A 23088-nucleotide genomic window follows, 5' to 3' on the forward strand; every position below is an offset into this window, starting at 1 on the left:
CGAGGTGCTTCATGGACTGGGACAAGCTGAGAATCTTTCACGCCGTCGCGGAAAAGGGCAGCCTGACCCATGCCGGCGAGGTGCTGCACTTGTCGCAGTCCGCCGTCAGCCGGCAGATCCGCGCGCTGGAGGAAAGCCTGTCGGTCACGCTGTTCCACCGCCATGCGCGCGGGCTGATCCTGACGGAACAGGGCGAACTGCTGTTCGACGCCACGACCCAGATGGTCAAGCGGCTGGATGCCACGGCCGCACGCATCCGCGACAGCGAGGATGAAGTCTTCGGCGAATTGCGCGTGACCACCACCACGGGCTTCGGCACACTGTGGCTGGCCCCGCGCCTCGCCCGGCTGTACGAGAAATACCCGGCGCTGAAGATCGACCTGATGCTGGAAGAGCGCGTTCTGGACTTGCCGATGCGCGAGGCGGACGTCGCAATCCGCATGAAAGAGCCCAGCCAGGCCGACCTGATCCGCAAGCGGCTGATGAACATCAGGATGCAGCTATTCGCGACGCCCGAATACCTGGCCGCCCACGGCACGCCCGAGACGATGGACGATCTCAGCGCCCACCGGCTGATCAGCCAGCACGCCGGCACGCCGCAGGTCGCGGCAGGTGCGCTTCTGGTGGCGGAACTCATGACGCATGACATCCCCTCGACCCTGACGGTGAACAACTATTTCGGAGTCTTGCAGGCGGTGCTGAACCATCTGGGCGTGGGCGTCCTGCCCGACTATCTGACCGAGGATTTTCCCAACCTCGTCAGGGTCTTGCCGGATGTCCAGAGCGCCGAGGTGCCAGTGTTCCTGGCCTATCCCGAAGAGTTGCGCCATTCCAAGCGCGTGGCCGCCTTCCGCGACTTCGTGACCGACGAGATCATGTCCTTCCGCCGCCGTCAGCAGGAGGAGGCCGCGGCCTGAACGCAAGGGTGGGATGCCGCCATGCAGCATTTGCATATCGGCAATGCTTAAACGTCGGGCAATCCAGACTTGTTTGCGCAAGCACAGGGCACTATCTGAACGCTCGAAGCGACGCTGAGCCTGGCTCGCGTTCCTTCGTACCTCCCTGTTGGACTTGGCCGAGCGGAAGCTCGGCCTTTTTTTTTCGAACGTCGCCATGCCGGGGCCGGGTCGCGGCGGCCCGGATGATGCCTCCTGGCTCATGTCCCCCGGCCCGGTCTCGTGCCCGTGCGGCCGCAGCCGCAGCCCATGGCATCCCGGGCAAAGAATTTTCGACCCGGACGGGCTGCGGCGGTTTGCCCTTCCTCGGCCTTTCCCTTATGAGGCGGGCCAAGCCGCCAGAGGGGATGCCATGCAAGAACCCGCCATCACGCCCGAACTCGTCGCTGCCCACGGGATCAAGCCCGACGAATGGGAACGCCTGCTGGAAATCATGGGCCGCGAGCCGACCTTCACCGAGCTGGGCATCTTTTCGGCAATGTGGAACGAGCATTGTTCCTACAAGTCTTCGAAGATCCACCTGAAGAAGCTGCCCACCACCGGCCCGCAGGTGATCTGCGGTCCGGGGGAAAACGCGGGCGTGGTGGATATCGGCGACGGGCAGGCCGTCATCTTCAAGATGGAGAGCCACAACCACCCCTCCTACATCGAGCCGCATCAAGGCGCAGCGACCGGTGTGGGCGGCATCCTGCGTGACGTCTTCACCATGGGCGCGCGGCCCATCGCGGCGATGAACGCGCTGTCCTTCGGCCTGCCAAGCCACCCCAAGACCGCGCATCTGGTCAAGGGTGTCGTGGAAGGCATCGGCAGCTACGGCAATGCCTTCGGCGTGCCGACCGTGGGCGGCGAAGTGCGTTTCCATCGCAGCTACAACGGCAACTGTCTGGTCAATGCCTTTGCCGCGGGCCTCGCGGATGCGGACAAGATCTTCTATTCGGCCGCCTCGGGCGTGGGTATGCCAGTCGTCTATCTGGGCGCCAAGACGGGGCGCGACGGGGTGGGCGGAGCCACGATGGCCAGTGCCGAGTTCGACGACACGATCGAGGAAAAACGCCCCACCGTGCAGGTCGGCGACCCTTTCACCGAGAAGTGCCTTCTGGAGGCGTGCCTGGAGCTGATGGCGTCGGGCGCGGTCATTTCCATCCAGGACATGGGCGCGGCGGGGCTGACCTGCTCGGCGGTGGAAATGGGTGACAAGGGCGGGCTAGGCATCAAGCTGCAACTGAACGACGTGCCGCAGCGCGAAACGGGAATGAGCGCCTACGAGATGATGCTGTCCGAAAGCCAGGAGCGGATGCTCATGGTGCTCAAACCCGAGAAGGAGGCCGAGGCGCGGGCCATCTTCGAGAAGTGGGATCTCGACTTTGCCATCGTGGGCGAGACCATCCCCGAGGACCGCTTCCTGATCCTGCATGGCAACGAGGTAAAGGCCGACATTCCGCTGTCGAAGCTGTCGTCCAGCGCGCCGGAATACGACCGGCCTTGGGTGCCCACCCCCGCCCCCGCGCCGCTGAAGGAAGTTCCGGAAATTGGGGCGATCGCCGGGCTGAAGGCGCTGATCGGCTCTGCCTCCTACGCGCACAAGGCATGGGTCTGGGAACAGTATGACAGCCAGGTGGGCGCGGATACGCTGGTCACGCCTGGCCTGCCTGCGGGCGTCGTGCGGGTGCACGGGACGGGCAAGGCCCTTGCCTTCACCAGCGACGTGACCCCGCGTTACGTCAAGGCGAACCCGGTCGAGGGTGGCAGGCAGGCAGTGGCCGAGGCCTTCCGCAACCTCTGCGCCGTTGGGGCGAAGCCGCTGGCCACCACCGACAACCTGAACTTCGGCAACCCCGAAAAGCCCGAGATCATGGGCCAGTTCGTTGGCGCCCTGCAGGGCATCGGCGAGGCCTGCAGGGCGCTGGACATGCCGATCGTGTCCGGCAACGTCAGCCTTTACAACGAGACCGACGGCCAGCCGATCCTGCCCACGCCCACCATCGGTGCGGTGGGTCTTTTGCGCAACCTTGACGAACTGATCGCCGGCAAGCCCGCAGAGGGCGACCTTGCGATCCTGGTGGGCGAAACCAAAGGCCATCTCGGCCAGTCGGCCCTTCTGGCCGAGGCCTTCGGGATCGAAGCAGGCGATGCGCCACCGGTCGATCTTGCAACCGAACTGCGCCACGGCGAATTCGTACGGGCCAACCGCAGGCACATCCGCGCCTGCACCGACCTGTCGGATGGGGGGCTGGCGCTGGCTGCCTTTGAAATGGCCGAAGGCGCGGGCCTTGGCGTGACGCTGGAGGTGTCGGGCACCCCTGCCCTGTTCGGCGAGGATCAGGCACGCTATCTGCTGGCAGCGGCACCAGGCGAAGCCGAGGCGCTGGCCGCTGCGGCAGCGGTAGCGGGTGTTCCGCTATCCGTGGTCGGACGCTTCGGCGGCGCGACCGTCGCATTCGGCAGCGATTCCGCCCCACTTACCGAACTGTCGAAGCTTTATCGCACGGCCTTTGCCACTTCCCTGGGGATCTGATGCTGCGCCCGGCAACAGCGGCGGACATCGGCTTCATCCGCAGCCTGACAACGCGGCCCGACTATGCGCCCTTCATCGGCGATGCGGACGAGGCGCAGCTGCGGGCCTGGATCGACGATCCCTCGGTAAGGGTGCTGATCTGGGAAGGCGTGGCGCGCGGCTTTGCGATCTTCCGCAGCGCCGATCAGCCGGTGGTCGAACTGTTCCGCATCGCGCTCGACCGCGCGGGCGGCGGGCATGGCGACGCCTTCTTTCGCGCGCTGGTGGACCATGCCTTCCGCGACCTCGGCGCGGAACGGCTATGGCTGGACGCCAGCGCCGAGAACGCACGCGCAATCAAGGTCTATACGCGTGCCGGTTTCCGTCAGGAGGGGCGGCTTCGCGCGCACTGGTTCCGCCCTGCCCTCGGCCGGGCGGTGGACCTGATCCTGATGGGAATGCTGCGCAGCGAGTGGCAGGCCCTTGAAGCGACTTCAGCGCGGGCCTAGGTTGAAGCCAGACAGAAAGGAGGCGTCTGCGATGCCCATTGAAGCCCGCGACATCGAAGCCCTGATCCGGGAAGCCTTTCCGAATGCCAGGATCAGCGTCCAGGGCGATGACGGCGCGCATTTCGCGGCCGAGGTGATCGACGAAAGCTTCCGGGGAATGAACCGGGTTCAGCAGCAGCGCGCGGTCTATGCGGCGCTGAAGGGCAAGATGGATGGTGCCAACGGCGAGCTTCATGCGCTGGCGCTGACCACCAAGGCGCCTGACTGACATGGCCGCGGGTTCTGGTCTTGGCGGGCTTGTCCCGGTAGCGATGACACTGGTCGGCATCGTGACCATGGCCCGGGCCCGGTCTAAGCGGCGGGCGGGTCCACCCGCCCGCGACGAAGAATTCGAACGGCGGCGGGCCGAAGCTGCGGAAATGGAACGGCGCATGGCATCCTATTTGGCCCAGCGCGATGCAGGGCGGCACCATGCCGCCATCGAAGACGAACGGGAGAACGGGCGATGAGCGCGGAAGCGACGATCAGGGATCTGATCGAGAACAACGATGTGGTGCTGTTCATGAAAGGCACCAAGTTGATGCCACAGTGCGGATTTTCGTCGCGTGTGGCGGGTGTGCTGAACTACATGTCGGTGGAATATCGGGACGTGAACGTGCTGGCCGACCCCGAAATCCGTCAGGGGATCAAGGACTTCAGCGACTGGCCAACGATCCCGCAGCTTTATGTGAAGGGCGAATTCGTCGGCGGTTGCGACATCGTGACCGAGATGACCCTTTCGGGCGAACTTGACCAGCTTCTGGAATCGAAGGGCATCGCCTTCGACAAGGCTGCCGCGGACAAGATCCGCGAAGCCAACGCATGACTTCGTGGCAGGGCGGGCCAGCTTGTCCGCCCTGCAAACGCCTTTCAGGACAGGCAGGTCAGGATCGGCGTCTCGCCCTCGGGCGTCTTCCAGTAGAGCGTGGCTTCCTGTCCCTTGGTCCACCACACATAGGTCGAGCCGTCCGAGGGCCATCCGTAGCGTGCGCCCGAGGCGGCCTCTTCGCCCACAAGTGTGATCTGCCGGCCATCGACCATCAGCACCACAAGGCTGCCTTCCGGCATGTTGACATAGGTCGCCGGTACCTGCACCCCGCGGTCGCAGAAATAGGTGACTGCCTGGAACTCCGGTGCAGCGGCAACGGCGCTCGGCAGCAGCGCCGCGATCAGGGACAGCCGGATCATGCCCGCACCTGCTCTTCCACCTTTGCCGCCATCGCCTCGGCCCGCGCGGCGATTTCGGCCAGGGTCTCGGTCACCTGCTGCGGCACCACGGGCACGTCGCGGGTTGCCACAGGCCTTGCTTCAAGTTCGGCCACCCTGGCGCGCAACAAACGCAATTCATCCTCGACCGCGGCGGTCTTGTCGGCAAGCATCAGGCCCGCCATCAGCAGCATCTTGGCCTCGGGCAACCGCCCAAGTTGGGCGATCAGCGGCTGAGCCTCGGCGTCCAGCATGGCCGCGGCCGACCGCAGGAAATGTTCTTCTCCGGCCTGGCAGGCGACCTGAAAGCCCTTGCCACCGATCATCACCTCAAGTTCGGGCATTTCCAGCCTCCATCAGATGCGGTTCAAGCGCGGCCAGGATCTCGTCCATTTCCGCCATTTCGCTGAGGCGCAGCGCACGCAGGGCATCCAGCTCTGCCGCCATGGCCTTGTTGATCAGCTGAGGTTCAGTCACGCCGGCCGCCTGGGCTGCGGTCAGGGCCGCAAGCTGCTCGCGCAGATTGGCGGCTGTGCGGCGAAGACGCTGCAACTCCAGCCCCTGGACGTCCAGCTGCTGGGTCAACCGGTCGATCCTGGCCTGCAGGTCGGACTTCGACTCACGTTCTCTCAGGTTGCGCAGACGTTCCTGCAACTGGGCGTTCAGCGCCTTCTCCTCCTCCAGCTGGGCACGCAGGGCGGCGTCGCCACCGGCGGCTGCGGCAGGGGCTGGTGCGGGTGCCGGCGCGCGCGGGGCGGCGCGGATCCGGTCAAGCCCCTTGCCGATCCGTTCCAGCGCAGCGGTGATCCGCTGTTCCAGTTCCGCGATGTCCTGCATTCCCTACCCCTTGCAGCTTGCGCACGACCCGGCTCCGGGCCGCTGACCGCCAATGTCCGAATCGGGCGCGGCGGGTCAAGACCGATCTTAACGTGAAAGCCGGGAAAGGCGACCGGCCTTTCTTCCCAAGGCCTTGGGGTCCAAGCTTGATCTTGCCGGTCGTGCTGGATAGGACGCAGGTCAAGCCCAGCCCTTGCCGAAGGAACGCCGCCTTGGACATTCAGACCCTGCGCCAGACCCATCCCGACCACTGGATGCGCGCCACCGCGATCCGCGCGCTTGCGCTTGACGCCGTGGCCGCCGCGAATTCGGGCCACTCGGGCATGCCGATGGGCATGGCCGATGTGGCCACCGTGCTGTTCGAGAAGCACCTGAAGTTCGACCCGAAGGCCCCGCGCTGGCCGGACCGCGACCGCTTCATCCTGTCGGCCGGGCACGGCTCGATGCTGCTTTACGCGATCCTGTACCTGACCGGCTACGAGGACATGACGCTGGATCAGATCAAGGCCTTCCGCCAGTGGGGCGCGATCACGGCGGGACACCCGGAATACGGCCATGCTGCGGGGGTAGAGACAACAACCGGCCCGCTGGGTCAGGGCATCTCGAACGCCGTGGGCTTTGCGATTGCCGAGGAACACCTGCGCGCCCGCTGGGGTGCGAAGATCCAGGACCATTACACCTGGGTCATCGCCGGCGACGGCTGCCTGATGGAAGGCGTAAGCCAGGAGGCTATCGGCCTTGCGGGCAAGCAGCAACTGAGCCGCCTGATCGTTCTTTGGGACAACAACGGCATCACCATCGACGGCAAGGTGTCGATCGCCGACATCACCGACCAGAAGGCGCGGTTCACCGCCTCGGGCTGGGACGTGTTCGAGTGTGACGGTCATGATCCGGTGGACATCGACCGGGCGCTGACGGCAGCCAAGGCCAGCGCTCGCCCCGCGATGGTCGCCTGCAGGACGCATATTGCTCTTGGCCATGCGGCGCAGGACACCTCGAAGGGCCACGGCGCGCTGACCGACAAGGCGCAGTTGCAGGCGGCCAAGGACGCCTATGGCTGGCCGGGCGGACCTTTCGAGGTGCCGGCCGACATCAAGCAGTGGTGGGAAGGCCTGGGCGCGCGCGGCGCGAAGGCCCGCGCGGACTGGGAGGCGCGGCTGGCCGCGCTTTCGCCCGCGAAACAGGCCGAATTCGCCCGCATCTTCGCCGGCGATGCCCCGACGAAACTGGGCGCGGCGATCCGGGCGGTGAAGAAGCAGGCGGTGGCCGATGCGCCGAAACTGGCCACCCGCGCGGCCTCGGAAAAGGTGCTGACGGCGGTGAATCCGGTCATGACCGAGACCATCGGCGGCTCGGCCGACCTGACGGGGTCGAACAACACCAAGACGCCGGACCTGGGCGTCTTTACCCCCGAGGACCGCAAGGGCCGCTACGTCTATTACGGTATCCGCGAACACGGCATGGCCGCCGCGATGAACGGCATGGCGCTGCATGGCGGCGTGCGCCCCTATGGCGGCACCTTCATGTGCTTTACCGACTATGCCCGGCCTTCGATGCGGCTTTCGGCGCTGATGGGGATTCCGGTCGTCTATGTCATGACGCATGATTCGATCGGTCTGGGCGAGGACGGGCCGACCCACCAGCCGGTCGAACATCTGGCGATCAGCCGGGCGACGCCCAACACGCTGGTGATTCGCCCCGCCGATCTGGTCGAGGTGGCCGAGGCTTGGGAGATCGCGCTGACCCAGAAGACCCGGCCCACGGTCCTGGCGCTGAGCCGCCAGAACCTGCCCGCGGTGCGCAAGACCCACACCAACGCCAACATGGTCTCGAAAGGCGCCTATGTGCTGGCCGAGGCCACAGGCAAACGCCAGGCGATCCTGATTGCCACCGGTTCGGAGGTGGAGATCGCCCTGAAGGCGCGTGCGGCGCTCGAGGCAGAAGGCATCGGCACCCGCGTCGTCTCGATGCCCTCGATGGAGCTTTTTGCCGAACAGGACGAGGCGTATCGCCGCAAGATCCTGCCGCCCGGCCCGGTCCGCGTGGCCGTCGAGGCGGGAGTCCGGCAGGGTTGGGACCGCTGGCTTCTGGGCGAACGCGGACGCGAGGCGAAGGCCGGTTTCGTCGGCATGTCCACCTTTGGCGCCTCGGCCCCGATGGAGCGGCTTTACGCCGAGTTCGGCATCACCGCCGAGGCAACGGTAGCGAAGGTCAAGACGCTGCTCTGATCCAGGAAGCCCAGGAATTTCTCGGTGAAAATTCCTGGGTTTGCCTTCTACGCCCCGGTGAGGTCGCACCGATCAGTCCGTGCCGGCCTTGCCCACGGTGATCGTGGCCCAGATCGGCCCGATCACCCGCGTTGCCACCGGAATCAGCAGCACACCAAGGACCAGACCGAACACCCCGTCCAGCGCGGCGGTGGTCAGCCAGCCCACCACGCCCGGCGCGGCGGGCACGGCATGGGCGGCGACCTCGGCGATGTGGTGAATGGTCTGATAGGGCCAAGGCCAGAAATGCGTGACCTCAAGCCCGTGGATCACGATATTACCCCCGACCCACAGCATCGCCGCAGTTCCCACCGCAGAAAGCAGCGCCATCAACTTCGGCATGCCAAGCACCAGCCCCCGGCCCAGCGCCCTGCCCGCCCCGGTCCGGCCCGTGGCAGCCAGGTGCAGGCCCACGTCATCCATCTTCACGATCAGCGCCACGGCGCCATAGACCGCGACCGTGATCAGCGTGCCCACCACCGCCAGCGTGGCGGCCTGAAGCCAGAGGTTTGGCGCCTCGATGGCAGCCAGTGCGATGGTCATGATCTCGGCCGACAGGATGAAATCGGTCTTGATTGCGCCGGCCACCTTGTCCTCTTCCAGATGCACCGGATCCTTCGTATCGAAGTCGGCCTCCACTGCCTCGTCGGCATGGGGGGCAAGCGCATGAACCAGTTTCTCGGCACCCTCGAAGCACAGGTAGGCCCCGCCCAGCATCAGCAAGGGGATGATCGCCTGCGGCAGGAAGGCATCCAGTGCCAGAAGGCCCGGCAACAGGATCAGCAGCTTGTTGCGCAGACTACCAAGCGCAATTCGCCAGATGATCGGCAGTTCCCGGTCGGCCGAAAAGCCATGGACGTATTTTGGCGTGACCGCCGCATCGTCGATCACCACGCCCGCGGCCTTTGCCCCCGCCTTGGCCGCCGCACCGGCGATGTCGTCCACCGAGGCCGCCGCCACCTTGGCGATGGCGGCAACGTCGTCAAGAAGGGCAAGCAGTCCGCTCATTGGCATCGGCTCCGTCGGCTGAGGTCTCACGCGTAACCCGGAACTGGGGGATTCGGCAAAGCCCCGCCCCAGGTTAGCGCAAACAGGCGAAGATTGCGCTAACATTATGATTTTGTGTCGCTTTATGCCTTTGCAGGGCGGGCGGTAGCGGTTATGGCGCGGCAGAGACTGTGAACCGGAGGGGCGACATGACCATCACCATCGGCATCAACGGCTTCGGAAGGATCGGACGCTGCACGCTGGCCCATATCGCGGAATCCAACCGCAACGACGTGCAGGTGGTTGCGATCAACGCGACCGGCCCGGTGGAAACCAACGCGCATCTGCTCAAATACGACAGCGTGCACGGCCGCTTTCCCGGCGTGGTGAAGGTCACGGATGGCGGGCTTGACCTCGGTCGCGGGCCGATCCGGGTGATGTCCACCTACAATCCTGAGGAGCTGGACTGGGAAGGCGTGGACGTGGTGCTGGAATGCACCGGCAAGTTCAACGACCGTGACAAGGCCGCCGTGCATCTGGGTCGCGGGGCAAAGCGGGTTCTGGTCTCGGCCCCGGCCAAGCGGGCCGACATGACGGTGGTCTACGGCGTGAACCACCGCAGCCTGTTGCCGGAACATCTCGTCGTTTCGAACGGATCCTGCACGACGAACTGCCTTGCACCCCTGGCCAAGGTGCTGAACGACGCCATCGGCATCGAAAGCGGCATCATGACCACGATCCACAGCTATACTGGCGACCAGCCGACGCTCGACCGCCGCCACAAGGATCTGTATCGCGCCCGTGCCGCTGCCATGGCGATGATCCCGACCTCGACCGGTGCCGCAAAGGCGTTGGGCGAGGTTCTGCCGGAGCTGAAGGGCAAGCTGGACGGCAGCGCGATCCGCGTTCCCACCCCGAACGTCAGCGCCGTGGATCTGACCTTCATTGCACAGAAGTCGGTGACCGCAGAGGAGGTGAACCAGATCGTGCGCGAGGCCTGCCAGGGCTACATGGGCATGGTCATGGCCTATGATCCCGAACCCAAGGTCTCGATCGACTTCAACCACACGCCGCAATCGTCGATCTTCGCGCCGGATCAAACCAAGGTCGTGGGCCGTTCCGTTCGCGTGCTGGCGTGGTATGACAACGAATGGGGCTTCTCCTGCCGGATGGCCGATGTGGCCGGCGTCATGGGGCGGCTTGCACAATAGGCGGGGCGCGGCAGGCCCCGCAGGAGGGGCGGGCTTGACCAACCGTATCGCGCTGTGGCTGGGGCTGGTCCTGCTGGCAGGCATCGGCGCCGACCTGGCCCTCAATGATGCAGCCGCGCTGGTCTTCCTGGCGCGCAAGTTCCTTGAGCTGATCGAATGGGTGGCTTTCTGGCGCTGACCGCGTCAAACTGAGGTTGCATTTCCATGCGATATCGCTTTGTTAGCGCTATCGGGCGGTCACGGGACCGCCGCAATGGATCTGAGCTTCGGAGGACGAGGACATGGCGGTCAGGGTTGGCATCAACGGGTTTGGACGCATCGGGCGCAACGTCTTGCGCGCCATCATCGAATCGGGGCGTACCGATATCGAGGTGGTGGCGATCAACGATCTTGGGCCGGTGGAAACCAACGCTCATCTTCTGCGCTACGACTCGGTCCACGGGAAGTTTCCCGCCCCGGTGATCACTGGCACAGACACGATCGACGTGGGCCGCGGCCCGATCCGGGTGACTGCCATGAAGAACCCCGCCGACCTGCCCTGGTCGGACGTGGACATCGTGATGGAATGCACGGGCATCTTCACCTCGAAGGAAAAATGCCAGCCGCATCTGGAAAACGGCGCAAAGCGGGTGCTGATATCGGCGCCTGGCGACGGGGCGGACAAGACCATCGTCTATGGCGTGAACCACGACACCCTGACCAGTGACGACATCGTGGTGTCGAACGCTTCCTGCACCACGAACTGCCTTGCCCCTGTCGCCCAGGTCCTGCACCAGGCAATCGGGATCGAGAAGGGCATGATGACCACGATCCATAGCTACACTGGTGACCAGCCGACGCTGGACACGATGCACAAGGATCTTTACCGCGCCCGTGCTGCGGCGCTGTCCATGATTCCCACATCGACCGGCGCGGCCAAGGCGGTGGGTCTGGTTCTGCCCGAGTTGAAGGGCAAGCTGGACGGATTTGCGATGCGCGTCCCCACGCCGAACGTGTCTGTCGTGGACCTGAAGTTCATCGCCAAGCGTCCGACTACCGTGGAAGAGGTCAACGCCGCGATCAAGGAAGCGGCCGAGGGGCGGCTGAAGGGGATCCTCGGCTATACCAACGAAAAGCTCGTGTCGTCCGACTTCAACCACGACCCGCATTCATCGGTGTTCCACATGGATCAGACCAAGGTCATGGACGGCACCTTCGTGTCGATCCTGTCCTGGTATGATAACGAATGGGGCTTCTCGAACCGCATGGCCGATACGGCCGTGGCGATGGGCAGACTGCTCTGATCTCTTGCGATCCGGTATTTGGGGGCGCCTTCGGGCGCCCCTTCATTTTTGCGCAAGCCATGCGACCGACGCATAGCCGCATCGCAGCATTGGCCGTTGTTGGCGCTAACATCATCCCCACATACTGACCATGCGAGGAGGACAAGCAGACCCCCGCACGAAAGGATGAAGAGATGATTGCCGTGATCGACATGCTGAAGACCGCTGCCGCGAATTACGCGCGCTATCGGCAGACCCGCGACGAGATCGCGAACCTGCCGCTGAATGTGGCCCTGGACCTGGGGATCTACCCCGGCGACGCCGAGAGGATTGCCCGCGAGGCGGTCTACGGCAAAGCCGCATGACACCCTGACCAGTCCAGACGCGGGGCCTTCGGGCCCCTCTTGCGTTTCCGAAATCCGATCGCGCCTCAGCCGAATTTCCGTTGCAGCGCCGCTACGACAGGTTCCGGCACGAAACTCGAGACATTGCCGCCAAGCCGCGCAATTTCCTTCACCAGTTTCGAGGCAATCGCCTGCCGCCGGGCATCGGCCATCATGAAGACGGTCTCGATGCTGGAATCCAGCGCCCGGTTCATGCCGACCATCTGGAATTCATACTCGAAATCCGCAACAGCCCGCAGGCCGCGGATGATGATGCCCGCACCCACATCACGCGCGCAGTCGATCAGCAGGTTCTCGAACGGATGCACCACGATCTCGCCGCCGGTTCGGGACGCGATCGCGCGGCATTCGGCATCGACCATCGCCACACGCTCTTCCAGGGTGAACAACGGCCCCTTGTCCCGGTTGATCGCCACACCGATCACCAGCCGGTCGACCAGTGCCATCGCGCGCTGGATGATGTCCACATGGCCCAGCGTGATCGGATCGAAGGTTCCCGGATAAAGCCCGATGCGCATGGCCAGCTGCCCCCTGCCCTGTCTCTGCCCGCGCACGCAACAATATTGCGCCAACCTGTGCAAGCGGAAAGCTGTCGCTTGCCTGCGGGCACACGCCACTGCGCCCCAACCCGGGATCCGGCCAGACAGATGAACGCGGGCGCTCAGAACCCCTTGATCATCCCTTCCAGCGCGTCCTTTTCGGCCGCAAGCTCCATCAGACGCGCCTTCACCACATCACCGATCGAGATCAGGCCGATCATCTCGTCGCCCTCGACCACCGGCATGTGACGAAAACGACCGTCGGTCATCCGGCCCAGCACTTCGTCGGTGCTTTCGCCGCGGGTGCAGGAAACGATCTTCGCGGTCATAAGCGATTCCACCGGCTCCGACAGGCAGGCCGGACCGCGCCGCCCGATTTCGCGCACGATGTCGCGTTCCGACACAATGCCCTGTGCGCGCTTGCCGTCGGCCGATACGATGACCGCCCCGATGCGGCGGGCCGACAGAAGCTCGGCAGTTTTCAGAACGCTGGTGCCGGGCGGCACGGTGACCACGCCATCGTCACCCTTGGACTTGAGGATCTGCTGAACGAGCATGGGACGGCCCCTCCTCCTGACCGGACGACAAGGGTCGGACCGCAACGGGGATTCTGTCAAGCCTGCTGTTCGGCTTGCGCCAGTGCCGCTTCCAGCCGCGCCATCTCGGCCCGCGCCTCGCGGACCAGCTGGTCGGCAAAACGGTTCAGCCTGTCCAGCCGCGCGTCGCTTTCGTGACGGATCAGCCAGAAGGCCCGCGTCAGGCTGATCCGGTCGGTCAGGATGCGGGTCAGGCCAGGGGCGGCGGGCAACGCAAAGTCATGCACCACCCCGATCCCCGCCCCGTGCCGCAGCCAGTTCAGCTGAACCGAGACCGAATTCGATGTCAGACTGGCCGGACCGATCCCGATTTCGGCCAGATAGTCCAGTTCCTTGTCAAAGATCATGTCGGGGATGTAACCCACCACCCGGTGCCCGGTCAGATCCGCCGGCACACGGATCGGCGGATGCGTCGCCAGATAGTTGCGGCTGGCGGCCAGATGCAGCCGGTAATCGGTCAGCTTTTGCACAGTCAGCCGCCCGGCCTCGGGGCGCGAGACGGCGATTGCCATGTCGGCCTCGCGCTTCGACAGGTTGAACACGCGGGGCAGCGCGACGATCTGCACCTCCAGTCCGGGGTTCGCGTCGCAGATCCGCGCCAGGATCTGCGGCAGCAGATAGTTCGCGCAGCCATCCGGCGCCCCGATGCGGACCAGGCCGGTCAGCCCACCGGGGCCGGACAGGCTTTCCTGTGCCCCCAGTGCGGCGTGCTCGGCCGCTTCGGCGTGAGGGAAAAGCCGCGCACCCTCTTCGGTGAGAGCATAGCCTTGGGGAGATTTGGTGAACAGACGCGCGCGCGTCGCCTCCTCCAGACGGGCGATGCGGCGTCCGACCGTGGCCGGGTCGATCTTCAGCCGCTTGGCGGCCGCCGAAAGGCTTTCTGTCCGCGCCACCGCCAGAAAGACGCGCAGATCGTCCCAGTCCATTCATGCATTCCTGCAAGACCCTTTTGGCAGATTGCTTCTTTGTCTGGCGTTTCCGCAAGAGTAAAAGCGCCTCAGCTCATTCGGGAGGATACCATGCAAGAGATCGGTCACTGGATTAACGGCAAGCTTGTCCCCGGAACCTCCGGCCGCTTTGCCGAAGTGATGAACCCCGCCACCGGCGAAGTGCAGGCCCGCGTCGCGCTGGCGACCACGGCGGAACTTGACCACGCGATCCGCGAGGCCGCGAAGGCCCAGGCGGCATGGGCCGCGACCAACCCGCAGCGTCGCGCGCGGGTGATGATGGCCTTTGGCCAGCTGATCAACCGCGACATGGACAAGCTGGCCGAAATGGTCGCACGCGAACATGGCAAGACCCTCCCCGATGCCAGGGGCGACGTGCAGCGGGGCCTCGAGGTCGTCGAGGTCTGCATGGGTGCGCCGGCAATGCTGAAGGGCGAATACATGGACTCGGCCGGCCCTGGCATCGACCTTTACGCCATGCGCCAGCCGCTGGGCGTCGTCGCAGGCATCACGCCCTTCAACTTCCCGGCCATGATCCCGCTGTGGAAGATGGCCCCGGCGCTTTCCTGCGGGAACGCGATGATCCTGAAACCCAGCGAACGTGTGCCCTCGACCTCGCTGTATCTTGCGCAGCTTCTGCAAGAGGCGGGGCTGCCGGATGGTGTGCTTCAGGTGGTCAACGGCGACAAGGAAGTGGTGGACGGCATTCTTGACCATCCGGTAATCCAGGGCGTGGGCTTCGTCGGATCGACCCCGATCGCGCAATACATCTATGGCCGCGCCGCGACAAACGGCAAGCGCGCGCAGTGCTTCGGCGGTGCGAAAAACCACATGATCATCATGCCCGATGCCGATCTGGACAAGGCGGCCGATGCGCTGGTTGGCGCGGGCTACGGCGCGGCGGGCGAACGCTGCATGGCGATCTCGGTTGCGGTGCCGGTGGGCGAAAAGACGGCCGATGCGCTGATCGAACGCCTGATCCCGCGGATCGAAAAGTTGAAGGTCGGCCCCTATACCGCTGGAAACGATGTTGATTTTGGGCCGCTGATCACCCGCCAGGCGCAAGAGCGCGTGAAAGGCCTGATCGACAGCGGCGTGGCACAGGGCGCCAAGCTGGTGGTCGATGGCCGCGGGCTGAAGATTCAGGGCTACGAGAACGGCTTCTTCGTGGGCGCCACGCTGTTTGACCATGTGACGCCCGACATGGACATCTACAAGCAGGAAATCTTCGGGCCGGTCCTGTCCACCGTCCGCGCAAGATCCTACGACGACGCGCTGAAGCTGGTGATGGACAACGACTACGGCAATGGCACCGCGATCTTCACCGCCGACGGCGACACCGCGCGCGACTTCGCCTCGCGTGTCAACGTCGGGATGGTCGGCATCAACTTCCCGATCCCGGTGCCGCTGTCCTACTTCAGCTTCGGCGGATGGAAGAAGTCGGCCTTCGGCGACCTGAACCAGTACGGGCCTGACGCCTTCCGCTTCTACACCAAGACCAAGACCGTGACCGCCCGCTGGTTCAGCGGCATCAAGGAAGGTGCAAGCCTGAACTTCAAGGCTCTGGACTAGGCAGATCGCAGTCTGAAACCGGCAGGGGGCGCAGGCAGTTCCGGCGCCCCCCCTTTTGCTTTGAACTTCTGCCGGCAAGGATCTGCCGGTCGCCGTCCGTCATCGCAATGCGCCATCGACCTTGGTGCGGAAATACGGCAGACCGTCCCGGCAACGCAGAGATGCAAGACATGCCCAGACTGACCCTGATCCTGACCGCCGCCCTGACTGCGGGTTGCCTTCTGGGAACCCTTCCCGCCGCAGCAGAGCCCAGGCATTGCCCGCCGGGGCTGGCAAAGAAGGCAGTTCCCTGCGTTCCCCCCGGCCAAGCCAAGAAAAAGCACCGCAAGTCCTGGCATTACGGAGAGCCGATCTATGGCGACTACGTCCTGATTCCGCGCGCCGACTGGGAACGCCTTGCCCTTCGGGACTATCGCGATGGCAGCACTTACCTGCGCATCGACAACCAGATCCTCAGGGTCGCGCGCGATACGCTGACAGTGATCGAAGCTATCCGGATTCTGGACCGCGCCCTGAACTGACCTATTCCGCCGCGACACGACGCGGGCGCAGAAGATCCTTCAGATATCGGCCAGTATGGCTGGCAGCCACCTTCACGATGTCCTCGGGCGTGCCGGTGGCTACGATCTCGCCCCCGCCGTCGCCACCCTCGGGCCCGATGTCGATCACCCAGTCGGCGGTCTTGACCACATCAAGGTTGTGCTCGATCACCACGACCGTATTGCCCTGATCCACAAGGGAATGCAGCACTTCCAGAAGCTTGCGCACATCCTCGAAATGCAGGCCCGTGGTCGGCTCGTCGAGGATGTAGAGCGTCCGACCCGTTGCCCGGCGGCTGAGTTCCTTCGACAGCTTCACACGCTGCGCCTCGCCGCCTGACAGCGTCGTCGCCTGCTGGCCGACCTTGATGTAGCCAAGGCCCACCTCGCAGAGCGCGTCCATCTTCTCGCGGATGGCGGGGACCGCCTGGAAGAAGGCGCGGGCATCTTCGCACGTCATGTCAAGAACATCAGCAATGCTCTTGTTCTTGAACCTGATTTCCAGCGTCTCGCGATTGTAGCGCTGGCCCTTGCAGGTCTCGCAGGTGACATAGACATCCGGCAGGAAGTTCATCTCGATCTTGAGAACACCGTCGCCCTGGCAGGCCTCGCAGCGGCCGCCCTTGACGTTGAAGCTGAACCGCCCCGGCCCGTAGCCGCGCGCCTTGGATTCCGGCAGGCCGGCGAACCAGTCGCGGATGGGCGTGAAGGCCCCGGTATAGGTCGCCGGGTTCGAGCGCGGCGTGCGCCCGATCGGCCGCTGGTCGATGTCGATGACCTTGTCGAGGTGTTCGAAGCCCCTGATCGTCTCGCAGGGTGCCGGCGTCTCATGCGCCCCGTTCAGGCGCATCGCGGCGGTCTTGAACAGGGTCTCGATGGTGAGCGAGGACTTGCCCCCGCCCGAGACGCCGGTGACGCAGATGAACTTGCCCAGCGGGAAATCGACGGTGACGTTCTTCAGGTTGTTCCCCGTGGCGCCCACCACGGTCAACACCTTGCCGTTCCCCTTGCGCCGGGTCTTCGGCACCGCAATCTCGCGCGCGCCGGAAAGATACTGGCCTGTCAGACTGGTCGGATCGGCGGCCACCTGTGCGGGCGTGCCGTGGCTGACCACGCGGCCGCCGTGCACCCCCGCCCCCGGCCCCATGTCGAAGACATAGTCGGCCTCGCGGATCGCGTCTTCGTCATGTTCGACGACCAGTACCGTATTGCCCGCATCGCGCAGGTTCTTCAGCGTGGTCAGAAGCCGGTCGTTGTCGCGCTGATGCAGGCCGATGGAGGGTTCGTCCAGAACATAAAGGACCCCCGTCAGGCCCGAGCCGATCTGGCTGGCCAGCCGGATCCGCTGCGATTCCCCACCCGACAGGGTGCCGGCGGCACGGCTCATCGTCAGGTAGTTCAGGCCGACATTCACAAGGAATCCAAGGCGTTCGCGGATTTCCTTCAGAATCGCCCGCGCGATCTCGTTCTGCTGTTTCGTCAGCGTCTCGGCCACGCCCTCGACCCAGGCGAAGGCCTCGGTGATCGACATTTCGACCACCTGGCCAATGTGCAGACCGGCGATCTTGACCGCCAGCGCCTCGGGCTTCAGCCTGTAGCCGCCGCAGGCGCCGCAGGCGCGGTTGGACTGGTAGCGCTCCATCTCCTCGCGCGACCAGGCGCTGTCGGTCTCGCGGTAGCGGCGTTCCATGTTGGGGATGATCCCCTCATAGACGCGCTTCACCTGATAGACCCGCCCGCCCTCGTCATAGCGGAACTCGATCTCCTCGCCCTTGGACCCGCGCAGGAACAATTCCTTGATGTTCTCCGGCAGGTCCTTCCATCTGGCCTTGAGGTTGAAGCCGTAGTGCTTGGCCAGGGCCTCCATCGTCTGGGTCAGATAGGGCGATTTCGACTTGGCCCAGGGCGCGATGGCGCCTTGCAGCAGCGTCAGGTTCTGGTCGGGGACGATGAGGCGTTCGTCGAAGAACAGCTCCACCCCCAGCCCGTCGCAGGCGGGGCAGGCGCCGAAGGGGGCGTTGAAGCTGAACAGCCGCGGCTCGATCTCGGCGATGGTGAAGCCCGAGACCGGGCAGGCGAATTTCTCGGAATAGGTGATGCGGGTGGGCGCCTCGCCCTCCTTGACGTCGGCGAGTTCGATCACCGCGATCCCGTCGGCCAGGTTCAGCGCGGTGCGGAAACTGTCGGCAAGCCGGGTCTGGATGCCATCCCGCACCACGATCCGGTCCACCACCACGTCGATGTCATGGCGAAGCTTCTTGTCCAGCGTGGGCGGTTCCTCCAGCTCGTAAAAGGCGCCATCGACCTTGACGCGCTGGAAGCCTTGCTTGCGCAACTCCAGGAATTCCTTGCGGTATTCGCCCTTGCGGTCGCGCACGATCGGGGCCAGCAGATAGGCGCGCGTCCCCTCCTCCATCGCCATCACGGCATCGACCATGTCCTGCACCTGCATCGCGGTGATCGGCAGGCCGGTGGCCGGGCTGTAGGGCGTGCCGACCCGGGCGAACAGCAGGCGCAGGTAGTCGTAGATTTCCGTCACCGTGCCGACAGTCGAACGCGGGTTCTTCGAGGTCGTCTTCTGTTCGATGCTTATTGCCGGCGACAGGCCCGAAATATGGTCCACATCCGGCTTGCCCATCATGTCCAGGAACTGCCGGGCATAAGCCGAAAGCGATTCGACATAGCGCCGCTGACCTTCGGCATAGATCGTGTCGAAGGCCAGGCTCGACTTGCCCGACCCCGACAGCCCGGTGATAACCACCAGCTTGTCGCGCGGAATATCGACATCCACGCCCTTGAGGTTGTGCTCGCGCGCGCCGCGCACTTCGATGAACTTCTGTTCCGCCATGGCCGGCCCCATAGGTGCAGGCGCAAGACATAGGACGGTTTGGCCGAGTCTCCAACCGGAAAAAGTGAACATATAGCGAACAGCGAAAATCGCGGGAAGGGGTTTACATTGTCATCTTTTAATGTATATAGGTGTAAACCCAAACGAGAGGTTTTCCATGTTCTCCTTCTTCCCCACTGGCGCTGGCGCGCAGCGCATCGACATTGCTGAAATTGCCCGCGAGGTCGCCTCGGAACGGATGGTGCTGATCGACGTGCGCGAGTTCGCCGAGGCGAGGGCCTCCGGCGTGGCCCAGGGGGCGCGGGTGATCCCGCTGTCACTGCTGCCGCTGAAGGCCGACCCGCGCCAGCCGGGCTGCGAAGTGCCGCAAGGGCTGCCGATCGCGGTCTATTGCGCCTCGGGCGGGCGGTCGGCCTCGGCGGCCGATCTGCTGAAGCGGCTGGGCTATGGCCCGGTCACCAACCTTGGCGGCCTGCGCGACTGGGCGGCGGGCGGCGGCCGGGTCGTCGCCTACTGATCCCGGGTCAGAGCCGCGCGCGCCGGGCCTTCTGCACGGCGTGAATGGCAAGCCCCAGCGCCGAAAGCGTGACGGCCGCGGCGGTCAGCCCGGCCGGCCCGGCGTTGGCCAGCAGCGCGGCCAGGACCGGCGTGCCCGTCGTCGTGCCCAGATTGCCCAGCTGCGCCACCGCCCCGGCGGCGCGGGCGCGGTCGTCGGGGCTGGCGTTCAGCTCGGGGATCGCGGCAAAGCTCGCCCCCTGCACGATGCCGAGCGCGGCCGAAAGCAGGAAGCCCCCCGCCACCATCCCGGCCCCCTGCCCCCAGAAGACCCAGAGGATCAGGAAGCCGGGGATCGCTACGGCATAGCCGGTCTGCACCAGCGCAACCGCGCTCATCCGCCCCAGCAGCCAGACCCCCAGCGTCAGCGAGACCGCGATCGAGACCAGCGGCATCCCCGCCGCGATCAGCGCGCGGTGCGTCGCGGGGGTTTCGGGCGGCAGCAGGGTCAGGACGGCGACGTAAAGGAAGGTATAGCAGCAGAACCCCATCGCCGGGGCGGCAAGGCGGGGCGAGGCGTAGATCCGGGCGTGCTGGGCCAGAAGGTTGTCCATCGGCAGCGCATGGCCCCGTGGGTCGGGCGGCAGGGTCAGGGCGAGGATCGCGGCCAGCGCGCCCATCCAGGCGGCGTGGCCGAGGAAAAGCCCGGTCGGGCCGGCATGGGGGCCGATCAGCGCCAGGATCGTGTAGGTCACCCCGAAGAACGACGACCAGAGCGTCATCGCCAGCGGCCGGCGATGTTCGGGGGCAAGCGTAGCGATCATCGTCGGGCCGACGACGACGATGGCGAGGTGGCTCGCCCCTTCCACGATGCGGCTGGCCAGCATCAGCGGATAGGGCGGCAGCAGGGCTTGCAGCGCCGACATCGCCGCCCCCGCCGCCAGCGCCGCGACAATGGCCCGGCGTGGGCCGATCCGGGCGACCAGAAGGCCGGCGGTGGTGCCGAAGATCAACCCGACCATGCCGACGATCGACACGACAAGGCCAAGCGCGACTTCTCCCCCGCCGCCGTAGGTGGTGCGCAGGGTCTCGTAGAGGATCGAGATCTTGCCGAACTGGGCCGCTGCGCCAAGGCCGGCGCACCACAAGAGCAGGACCAGAAACATGGGGGAAAGGCTGCGCATCATCGAGGGATAGCGCGGCCGGGGTAGCTCGTCGATGACTTCATGAGTTCGCGCCGCAGTACACCGACGCGAAGAGGAAGTCGTGCGAACAGGCAAACCCTGCCGCGATCAGAAATGCAGCGCACGTCCGTAGGCATCTAGCACGGCTTCGTGCATCATCTCGGACAGGGTCGGGTGCGGGAAGACGGTGTTCATCAGCTCGACTTCGGTCGTCTCCAGCGTGCGGCCGATGACATAGCCCTGGATCAGCTCGGTCACTTCGGCGCCGACCATGTGGGCGCCGAGAAGCTCACCCGTCCTTGCGTCGAACACGGTTTTCACCATGCCCTCGGGTTCCCCCAGCGCGATGGCCTTGCCGTTGCCGATGAAGGGGAAGCGGCCGACCTTGACCGTGTAGCCCGCGTCTTTCGCCTTCTGCTCGGTCAGGCCGACCGAGGCCACCTGCGGGTGGCAATAGGTGCAGCCGGCGATGGAGTTCGGCTTGATCGGGTGCGGATGGCCGCCCGCGATCAGTTCGGCAACCATCACGCCCTCGTGGCTGGCCTTGTGCGCCAGCCAGGGCGCGCCGGCGATGTCGCCAATGGCGTAAAGCCCGGGAACCCCGGTGCGGCAGTATTCGTCCGTCACCACATGGGTGCGGTCGATCTTCACCCCCAGCGCCTCGAGCCCGAGGTTTTCCACGTTGCCGACGATGCCCACGGCCGAGATGACGGTGTCGAAGTCCTGCGTGGTGATCTTGCCGTCCTGTTCGATATGGGCGGTCACGCCCTTGCCGGGATGGCGGTCGAGCTTCTTGACCGCGGCCTTTTCCAGGATCTTCATGCCCTGCTTGACGAACTGCTTCTTGGCGAAGGCGCTGATCTCGGCGTCTTCCACGGGAAGGATGCGGTCCATTACCTCGACCACGGTGGTGTCCGCGCCCAGCGTGTTGAAGAAGCTGGCGAATTCGATCCCGATCGCGCCCGAGCCGATGACCAGAAGCTTCTTCGGCATCCTGCTGGCGACCAGTGCGTGCTTGTAGGACCAGACCAGATCGCCGTCGGCCTCGAGCCCCGGCAGTTCGCGCGCGCGAGCGCCGGTGGCAAGGATGATGTGCTTCGCCGTCAACTCCTCGGTGCCCTTGTCGGTCTTGACCGAGACGGTCCCGGCCTTGGGCAGGGTCGCGGTGCCCATGAACACCGTGACCTTGTTCTTCTTCATCAGGTGGCCGATCCCGCCCGAAAGCTGCTTTGCCACCGCGCGGCTGCGCGCGACGACGGCGGGCAGGTCATAGCCGATCGCGTCCGCCTTCAGACCGAATTCCTTGGCGCGGTGCATCAGGTGGAAGACCTCAGCGCTGCGCAGAAGCGCCTTCGTCGGGATGCAGCCCCAGTTCAGGCAGATGCCGCCCAGGTGTTCGCGTTCGACGATGGCGACCTTGAGGCCCAGCTGGCTGGCGCGGATGGCGGCGACATAGCCCCCCGGTCCGGCGCCGATCACGATCACGTCGAAGCTTTGGGCAGCCATCTTTCCCTCCTCCAGAAAAAGTAGTTTGCCATTAAACTATCTTGAAACCCCAGGCAACGCTGGGGTTGCCGTGGCCCTATGCATCGGGCGCATGGCTTTTCAGCCGTTTGACCACGGCCATGTAACCGCCCTGATCGAGATAGGCCTGCTCTTCCGGTGTGCTGGTCCTCCCCAGCGCCTCGTTGCGGGTGGGAAACCGGCCAAAGCGGGCGATCACCTCCTGATGCGCGCGGGCGTGCAGCGCCATTTCCGGGTCCGAGGCCACCCGCTCGGTCAGGTAATTCACCGCCAGCTCCTGGTCGGCCGGATCCTCGGAATGCTCGAAGGGCATGTAGAAGAACTGGCGTTCAGGTTCGGGGGCATTCATGTCCCAGCCGGCCTCCAGCGCCTTGCGGGCGGCGGCGCGGGCCTGCGGGTCGGTTGCGAAGGCCAGCGCGGTGCCACGATGGATGTTGCGCGGGATCTGGTCGGTCAGGATCAGGTAGGCAAGCGTGCCGACCGTCCCTTCGGCCCAGTGCTCGAGCCCGCCGTCACGCGCTGCCTGCCAGAGACCAGCAAAGCGGGTGCAGGCCAGGTCAATATCTTCCCCGCCGGAATACCAGCCCTCCGGTCCGATCTCGTGCAGCCAGAACTCCAGAACCTCGATCGGGTCCGACATGGGCGCCTCCGTGCTGCGGCAAGCCTTGCAGG

The 23088-nt window shown here is 65.2% G+C and carries 25 protein-coding genes; 14 read left to right on the forward strand and 11 right to left on the reverse strand.

Annotated features, from left to right (window positions below):
• Nucleotides 1-11: 11 nt before the first annotated feature.
• From EYB42_RS04700 to grxD, 6 genes are all read left to right on the forward strand, one after another.
• Nucleotides 12-917: a LysR family transcriptional regulator gene (locus EYB42_RS04700; protein WP_135448698.1), complete on the forward strand. Its 906-nt coding sequence runs from the start codon at nt 12-14 to the stop codon at nt 915-917.
• A gap of 391 nt (nt 918-1308) precedes the next feature.
• Entirely contained in the window at nt 1309-3471 is a 2163-nt protein-coding gene (gene purL, locus EYB42_RS04705) for a phosphoribosylformylglycinamidine synthase subunit PurL (protein ID WP_135448699.1), read from the forward strand.
• Complete coding sequence (locus EYB42_RS04710) at nt 3471-3959, forward strand: GNAT family N-acetyltransferase (protein ID WP_135448700.1); 489 nt, start codon at nt 3471-3473, stop codon at nt 3957-3959. The genes purL and EYB42_RS04710 overlap by 1 nt, the downstream gene beginning before the upstream one ends.
• Nucleotides 3960-3990: 31 nt before the next feature.
• Nucleotides 3991-4227, forward strand: a complete 237-nt coding sequence (locus tag EYB42_RS04715) for a BolA/IbaG family iron-sulfur metabolism protein (RefSeq protein ID WP_135448701.1) — start codon at nt 3991-3993, stop codon at nt 4225-4227.
• Nucleotide 4228: 1 nt separating this feature from the next.
• Nucleotides 4229-4468, forward strand: coding sequence for a hypothetical protein (locus EYB42_RS04720; protein ID WP_135448702.1), 240 nt, complete (start codon nt 4229-4231; stop codon nt 4466-4468).
• On the forward strand, nt 4465-4824 hold the full coding sequence (gene grxD, locus EYB42_RS04725) for a Grx4 family monothiol glutaredoxin (protein WP_135448703.1): 360 nt from the start codon (nt 4465-4467) through the stop codon (nt 4822-4824). Before EYB42_RS04720 ends, grxD begins: the two co-directional genes overlap by 4 nt.
• 44 nt (nt 4825-4868) lie before the next feature.
• Here the strand turns inward: grxD and EYB42_RS04730 are convergent, their stop codons facing one another.
• Genes EYB42_RS04730 through EYB42_RS04740 form a run of 3 tightly spaced genes read right to left on the reverse strand, consistent with a single transcriptional unit; the run spans nt 4869 to nt 6041 of the window.
• Entirely contained in the window at nt 4869-5186 is a 318-nt protein-coding gene (locus EYB42_RS04730; protein ID WP_135448704.1) for an MliC family protein, read from the reverse strand.
• Nucleotides 5183-5548, reverse strand: a complete 366-nt coding sequence (locus EYB42_RS04735) for a cell division protein ZapA (RefSeq protein WP_135448705.1) — start codon at nt 5546-5548, stop codon at nt 5183-5185. The genes EYB42_RS04730 and EYB42_RS04735 overlap by 4 nt, the downstream gene beginning before the upstream one ends.
• On the reverse strand, nt 5535-6041 hold the full coding sequence (locus EYB42_RS04740) for a hypothetical protein (protein WP_135448706.1): 507 nt from the start codon (nt 6039-6041) through the stop codon (nt 5535-5537). The genes EYB42_RS04735 and EYB42_RS04740 overlap by 14 nt, the downstream gene beginning before the upstream one ends.
• 212 nt (nt 6042-6253) lie before the next feature.
• On the opposite strand from EYB42_RS04740, the gene tkt reads away from it, so the two are divergent.
• The gene (gene tkt / locus EYB42_RS04745; protein ID WP_135448707.1) at nt 6254-8269 is read left to right on the forward strand and encodes a transketolase; all 2016 of its coding nucleotides are present in this window, start codon (nt 6254-6256) and stop codon (nt 8267-8269) included.
• Nucleotides 8270-8341: 72 nt separating this feature from the next.
• Here tkt and EYB42_RS04750 read toward each other — a convergent pair whose 3' ends face one another.
• Nucleotides 8342-9316 (reverse strand): DUF808 domain-containing protein, encoded by a 975-nt coding sequence (locus EYB42_RS04750; RefSeq protein WP_135448708.1) that lies wholly within the window; start codon nt 9314-9316, stop codon nt 8342-8344.
• 188 nt (nt 9317-9504) lie between these two features.
• Here EYB42_RS04750 and gap (EYB42_RS04755) point away from each other — a divergent pair, with 188 nt between their 5' ends.
• The 4 genes from gap (EYB42_RS04755) to EYB42_RS17270 all read left to right on the forward strand — a co-directional run bounded on the left by gap (EYB42_RS04755) (nt 9505) and on the right by EYB42_RS17270 (nt 12133).
• On the forward strand, nt 9505-10506 hold the full coding sequence (gap, locus tag EYB42_RS04755) for a type I glyceraldehyde-3-phosphate dehydrogenase (protein WP_135448709.1): 1002 nt from the start codon (nt 9505-9507) through the stop codon (nt 10504-10506).
• 34 nt (nt 10507-10540) lie between these two features.
• Complete coding sequence (locus EYB42_RS17265; protein ID WP_167850923.1) at nt 10541-10684, forward strand: hypothetical protein; 144 nt, start codon at nt 10541-10543, stop codon at nt 10682-10684.
• Between the two features lie 103 nt (nt 10685-10787).
• Complete coding sequence (gap, locus tag EYB42_RS04760; RefSeq protein WP_135448710.1) at nt 10788-11789, forward strand: type I glyceraldehyde-3-phosphate dehydrogenase; 1002 nt, start codon at nt 10788-10790, stop codon at nt 11787-11789.
• Nucleotides 11790-11962: 173 nt separating this feature from the next.
• Nucleotides 11963-12133 carry a hypothetical protein gene (locus EYB42_RS17270; protein ID WP_167850924.1) on the forward strand — a complete coding sequence of 57 codons (171 nt, stop codon included), beginning with the start codon at nt 11963-11965 and terminating at the stop codon, nt 12131-12133.
• Between the two features lie 65 nt (nt 12134-12198).
• Here the strand turns inward: EYB42_RS17270 and coaD are convergent, their stop codons facing one another.
• From coaD to EYB42_RS04775, 3 genes are all read right to left on the reverse strand, one after another.
• On the reverse strand, nt 12199-12690 hold the full coding sequence (gene coaD / locus EYB42_RS04765) for a pantetheine-phosphate adenylyltransferase (RefSeq protein WP_135448711.1): 492 nt from the start codon (nt 12688-12690) through the stop codon (nt 12199-12201).
• Nucleotides 12691-12833: 143 nt separating this feature from the next.
• Nucleotides 12834-13268 carry a CBS domain-containing protein gene (locus tag EYB42_RS04770; RefSeq protein ID WP_135448712.1) on the reverse strand — a complete coding sequence of 145 codons (435 nt, stop codon included), beginning with the start codon at nt 13266-13268 and terminating at the stop codon, nt 12834-12836.
• 56 nt (nt 13269-13324) lie between these two features.
• The gene (locus EYB42_RS04775) at nt 13325-14233 is read right to left on the reverse strand and encodes a LysR family transcriptional regulator (RefSeq protein ID WP_135448713.1); all 909 of its coding nucleotides are present in this window, start codon (nt 14231-14233) and stop codon (nt 13325-13327) included.
• Between the two features lie 93 nt (nt 14234-14326).
• Between EYB42_RS04775 and EYB42_RS04780 the strand changes: the two genes are divergently transcribed.
• Together EYB42_RS04780 and EYB42_RS04785 are read left to right on the forward strand one after the other, a co-directional pair.
• Nucleotides 14327-15826, forward strand: a complete 1500-nt coding sequence (locus EYB42_RS04780) for a CoA-acylating methylmalonate-semialdehyde dehydrogenase (RefSeq protein WP_135448714.1) — start codon at nt 14327-14329, stop codon at nt 15824-15826.
• A 170-nt stretch (nt 15827-15996) separates the two neighbouring features.
• Nucleotides 15997-16347: an excinuclease ABC subunit A gene (locus EYB42_RS04785; RefSeq protein WP_135448715.1), complete on the forward strand. Its 351-nt coding sequence runs from the start codon at nt 15997-15999 to the stop codon at nt 16345-16347.
• Nucleotide 16348: 1 nt separating this feature from the next.
• Here the strand turns inward: EYB42_RS04785 and uvrA are convergent, their stop codons facing one another.
• Nucleotides 16349-19213, reverse strand: a complete 2865-nt coding sequence (gene uvrA, locus EYB42_RS04790; RefSeq protein ID WP_135448716.1) for an excinuclease ABC subunit UvrA — start codon at nt 19211-19213, stop codon at nt 16349-16351.
• Nucleotides 19214-19370: 157 nt separating this feature from the next.
• On the opposite strand from uvrA, the gene EYB42_RS04795 reads away from it, so the two are divergent.
• Nucleotides 19371-19730, forward strand: coding sequence for a rhodanese-like domain-containing protein (locus EYB42_RS04795; RefSeq protein WP_167850925.1), 360 nt, complete (start codon nt 19371-19373; stop codon nt 19728-19730).
• 7 nt (nt 19731-19737) lie between these two features.
• Here EYB42_RS04795 and EYB42_RS04800 read toward each other — a convergent pair whose 3' ends face one another.
• The 3 genes from EYB42_RS04800 to EYB42_RS04810 form a co-directional block, all read right to left on the reverse strand.
• Nucleotides 19738-20874, reverse strand: coding sequence for an MFS transporter (locus tag EYB42_RS04800; RefSeq protein ID WP_240783964.1), 1137 nt, complete (start codon nt 20872-20874; stop codon nt 19738-19740).
• A 126-nt stretch (nt 20875-21000) separates the two neighbouring features.
• The gene (lpdA, locus tag EYB42_RS04805; protein WP_135448719.1) at nt 21001-22398 is read right to left on the reverse strand and encodes a dihydrolipoyl dehydrogenase; all 1398 of its coding nucleotides are present in this window, start codon (nt 22396-22398) and stop codon (nt 21001-21003) included.
• A gap of 76 nt (nt 22399-22474) precedes the next feature.
• Nucleotides 22475-23056 carry a DUF924 family protein gene (locus tag EYB42_RS04810; protein ID WP_135448720.1) on the reverse strand — a complete coding sequence of 194 codons (582 nt, stop codon included), beginning with the start codon at nt 23054-23056 and terminating at the stop codon, nt 22475-22477.
• Between the last annotated feature and the right edge of the window lie 32 nt (nt 23057-23088).

The organism is Tabrizicola caldifontis (assembly GCF_004762095.1).
In the GTDB taxonomy this organism is placed as follows: domain Bacteria; phylum Pseudomonadota; class Alphaproteobacteria; order Rhodobacterales; family Rhodobacteraceae; genus Tabrizicola; species Tabrizicola caldifontis.

What these genes read in the sequence shown, in the direction of transcription:
- EYB42_RS04715 (WP_135448701.1), top strand. Translation starts at nt 3,991, where the DNA reads ATGCCCATTGAAGCCCGCGACATCGAAGCCCTGATCCGGGAAGCCTTT.
- EYB42_RS04730 (WP_135448704.1), bottom strand. Translation starts at nt 5,186, where the DNA reads ATGATCCGGCTGTCCCTGATCGCGGCGCTGCTGCCGAGCGCCGTTGCC.
- EYB42_RS17270 (WP_167850924.1), top strand. Translation starts at nt 11,963, where the DNA reads ATGATTGCCGTGATCGACATGCTGAAGACCGCTGCCGCGAATTACGCG.
- EYB42_RS04775 (WP_135448713.1), bottom strand. Translation starts at nt 14,233, where the DNA reads ATGGACTGGGACGATCTGCGCGTCTTTCTGGCGGTGGCGCGGACAGAA.
- EYB42_RS04700 (WP_135448698.1), top strand. Translation starts at nt 12, where the DNA reads ATGGACTGGGACAAGCTGAGAATCTTTCACGCCGTCGCGGAAAAGGGC.
- EYB42_RS04795 (WP_167850925.1), top strand. Translation starts at nt 19,371, where the DNA reads ATGTTCTCCTTCTTCCCCACTGGCGCTGGCGCGCAGCGCATCGACATT.
- lpdA (WP_135448719.1), bottom strand. Translation starts at nt 22,398, where the DNA reads ATGGCTGCCCAAAGCTTCGACGTGATCGTGATCGGCGCCGGACCGGGG.
- EYB42_RS04800 (WP_240783964.1), bottom strand. Translation starts at nt 20,874, where the DNA reads ATGTTTCTGGTCCTGCTCTTGTGGTGCGCCGGCCTTGGCGCAGCGGCC.
- grxD (WP_135448703.1), top strand. Translation starts at nt 4,465, where the DNA reads ATGAGCGCGGAAGCGACGATCAGGGATCTGATCGAGAACAACGATGTG.
- EYB42_RS04740 (WP_135448706.1), bottom strand. Translation starts at nt 6,041, where the DNA reads ATGCAGGACATCGCGGAACTGGAACAGCGGATCACCGCTGCGCTGGAA.
- EYB42_RS04785 (WP_135448715.1), top strand. Translation starts at nt 15,997, where the DNA reads ATGCCCAGACTGACCCTGATCCTGACCGCCGCCCTGACTGCGGGTTGC.
- EYB42_RS04735 (WP_135448705.1), bottom strand. Translation starts at nt 5,548, where the DNA reads ATGCCCGAACTTGAGGTGATGATCGGTGGCAAGGGCTTTCAGGTCGCC.
- EYB42_RS04810 (WP_135448720.1), bottom strand. Translation starts at nt 23,056, where the DNA reads ATGTCGGACCCGATCGAGGTTCTGGAGTTCTGGCTGCACGAGATCGGA.
- EYB42_RS04720 (WP_135448702.1), top strand. Translation starts at nt 4,229, where the DNA reads ATGGCCGCGGGTTCTGGTCTTGGCGGGCTTGTCCCGGTAGCGATGACA.
- EYB42_RS04750 (WP_135448708.1), bottom strand. Translation starts at nt 9,316, where the DNA reads ATGAGCGGACTGCTTGCCCTTCTTGACGACGTTGCCGCCATCGCCAAG.
- EYB42_RS04710 (WP_135448700.1), top strand. Translation starts at nt 3,471, where the DNA reads ATGCTGCGCCCGGCAACAGCGGCGGACATCGGCTTCATCCGCAGCCTG.
- coaD (WP_135448711.1), bottom strand. Translation starts at nt 12,690, where the DNA reads ATGCGCATCGGGCTTTATCCGGGAACCTTCGATCCGATCACGCTGGGC.
- uvrA (WP_135448716.1), bottom strand. Translation starts at nt 19,213, where the DNA reads ATGGCGGAACAGAAGTTCATCGAAGTGCGCGGCGCGCGCGAGCACAAC.
- gap (WP_135448709.1), top strand. Translation starts at nt 9,505, where the DNA reads ATGACCATCACCATCGGCATCAACGGCTTCGGAAGGATCGGACGCTGC.
- EYB42_RS04770 (WP_135448712.1), bottom strand. Translation starts at nt 13,268, where the DNA reads ATGCTCGTTCAGCAGATCCTCAAGTCCAAGGGTGACGATGGCGTGGTC.
- purL (WP_135448699.1), top strand. Translation starts at nt 1,309, where the DNA reads ATGCAAGAACCCGCCATCACGCCCGAACTCGTCGCTGCCCACGGGATC.
- EYB42_RS04780 (WP_135448714.1), top strand. Translation starts at nt 14,327, where the DNA reads ATGCAAGAGATCGGTCACTGGATTAACGGCAAGCTTGTCCCCGGAACC.
- gap (WP_135448710.1), top strand. Translation starts at nt 10,788, where the DNA reads ATGGCGGTCAGGGTTGGCATCAACGGGTTTGGACGCATCGGGCGCAAC.